This is a genomic window from Lunatimonas salinarum, from assembly GCF_017811155.1.
In the GTDB taxonomy this organism is placed as follows: Bacteria; Bacteroidota; Bacteroidia; order Cytophagales; family Cyclobacteriaceae; genus Lunatimonas; species Lunatimonas salinarum.
Genome location: NZ_JACVCV010000053.1, coordinates 1 through 2,472 on the forward strand (window position 1 = coordinate 1; position 2,472 = coordinate 2,472).

A 2,472-nucleotide genomic window follows, 5' to 3' on the forward strand; every position below is an offset into this window, starting at 1 on the left:
CTTGCTAACGCTTCGGGGCGTTACCCCCGCACGTAAGGGACTTGCACCCTCTGGAATATTATGGTATCTTCGATACCAGATGCCCATGCCGGGCACACACATCGGTTTTGCAAAATGGCGGGTTCAGTGCTACTATGACAGTTTAGTGCAAGGTTCAAGTTCAGTATTTCAATTGAACATTTGTGCTGAAAATCCGCCACTTCGCAAAGCCGAGAACCGTTACCTGCTATGTTAGAAAGACGACCGTGCAAAATAATAACGACACGTTTTGACGGACTGACAATTTAACTTTGCAGAAAACGGGGAAGCTGAAAACCGACCAGAGTAAGCAAAATTTTAAATTATTAAAAAATGATTTCAGACATTCAAACAAAAAGCGGTTGGATAATCGTTTACGGCTCCAACGGAAAAGAAATTAAACGTATGGGCGACAGTGGAAAACAAGTTGTAGGAATTGCCAATGACTTCTTTGTAGTTCTTTCAAGTGGTTGGATAATCACTTATGATGAAAACTGTAAAGAAATTAAACGTATGGGTGACAGTGGAAAAGAAGTTAGGGGGGCAGCAGGAAATACCTTTACAGTTAAAAGTAGTGGTTGGATAATAACCTATGACAAGAATTGTAAAGAACAAAATAGACGTGGTGCATAATGAATAATCAAACAGAAACAACACTTGAAAAAAAAGTTGCTGAAAACATTCAGCAACTTTTTATTGGTTCTGAAAGTATCAGAATACCAGCATATCAACGTGCTTACAGTTGGGGCGACAAACAATGTTCTCAATTTCTTGACGACCTTTTAGAACAAAAAGGGAAGAAATATTATTTGGGGCAATTCCTTTTTGAAAAAGATGGAAACACACTTTTTATAATTGACGGACAGCAAAGACTTACAACAACAATTCTTTTTCTTTCTGCAATCGCCAAAATCAAAATTCTAAAAGGTGAAAATATTGACAGCATCAGAGAAATCTATTTGACAGATGTTTTCAAGACTATTGATGACGACCAAGTAATTTTCAAAAAAGTCACGCAAAAACATTTGGTATCAGCAATTGACGACACCGAAACAATTTCACAAAAGAGAATTATTGAAGCTTTTAACTTCTTTGAAACAGAGTTGAGCAAACTTGACACAGAGAGTTTAAACTTAATTCAGCAGACATTAGAAAATGCAGTAATCAGCACATTTTATATTACCAACAAAGTTGAAGCGACACAGGTTTTTGAATATCAAAACAATCGTGGTAAAGAACTTTCAAGATTTGAAGTTATTAAGGCATATTTAATGCACCAGATTTACATTCAAAGCACAAACAACAATCAAGCGAATAATGACATTGCAGAAATTCAAAGCATTATTTCCAAAACATACAGATACATTGAAGCAGTTGAAGGCTACTTCACAGAAAACGAACTTTTAGACAATTATTGCAATTTGTTTTTCAATATTGGCGGTAACATTGAAGCAATAAAAGAAAAGCTAAACAAAGAAGAAAATAAAACGCAATGGATAAAGTTGTTCTTTGAAAACTTCGTTGAACTAACTCATAGTGCAAAAAGTATAGTGAGTAACAAAAGCCAATCTGATATTACAAACCTATTTTTCGTTGGCAACGAAGCGAATTGGAAACTTGTTTTATTAACAATTTTCTATAAGGGAGAAGTAACAGGCGACACGTTTAAAAAGATTTTGAAATTATTAGAAGTACTTTGCTTTAAGCTAAAACTTGGCGACTATCGCACAGACTATTTACCTCATTATTCAAAGCAGTATTTCAATCCAAAAGTTGCTTACAATATTGACAATCTTTATCAAGACATTAAGAATGTAACTGAAACAGGATTTAAGTGGTATTGGAATGACGGAGACAGATTTAAGAACATAATCTCAAACTATTTTGACAACGAAAAATGGCATTACAACCGAAATACTATCAAGTTTGTATTGTGGCAATATGAAAATAGCTTAAGACTTAAAAACCGTTCAGGTGCATTGTTGGACAAAGACCTTTACAACAGTTACACAATTGAACATATCAAGCCACAAAACCCGACAGACGAAGAATACAGCGAAGATTTTAAAAAGAACTTTTTACAACTTGCAGGCAACTTGGCTCTATTGACACAAAGCCAAAACAGTAAGTTCGGCAACAAATCGTTTGACAAGAAAAGTGAATTGTTTCAAGACACAGCTTTATCAAGCTACACCGAAATCAGAGAAAAAACGCAATGGACAGAAACCGAAATTACTGAACGACACAAACGCATTTCGGACTTTGCTAAAGAGTATTTTGACACCTCAAAACTATGACGACAGAAGGAAACACAGCAGGTAATCGAGTAGACGGCCTCGCCAGATTTCTCTGACGAGGTGCGCCTCTCACACCACCAAGCGTACGGGTCTCGTACTTGGCGGTTCACTGGATTGTAGGTTGCGATTTGAGGTAATAGGAAAGCATAGATTCGTA

The 2,472-nt window shown here is 36.2% G+C and carries 3 protein-coding genes; all 3 read left to right on the forward strand.

Annotated features, from left to right (window positions below):
- Positions 1–235, forward strand: a 235-nt coding sequence (locus IAQ59_RS21685; RefSeq protein ID WP_209332952.1) for a hypothetical protein, incomplete at its 5' end; no start/stop codon positions are given.
- A 116-nt stretch (positions 236–351) separates the two neighbouring features.
- The gene (locus tag IAQ59_RS21690) at positions 352–651 is read left to right on the forward strand and encodes a hypothetical protein (protein ID WP_209332950.1); all 300 of its coding nucleotides are present in this window, start codon (positions 352–354) and stop codon (positions 649–651) included.
- On the forward strand, positions 651–2,315 hold the full coding sequence (locus tag IAQ59_RS21695; protein WP_209332951.1) for a DUF262 domain-containing protein: 1,665 nt from the start codon (positions 651–653) through the stop codon (positions 2,313–2,315). Before IAQ59_RS21690 ends, IAQ59_RS21695 begins: the two co-directional genes overlap by 1 nt.
- Positions 2,316–2,472: the final 157 nt, after the last annotated feature.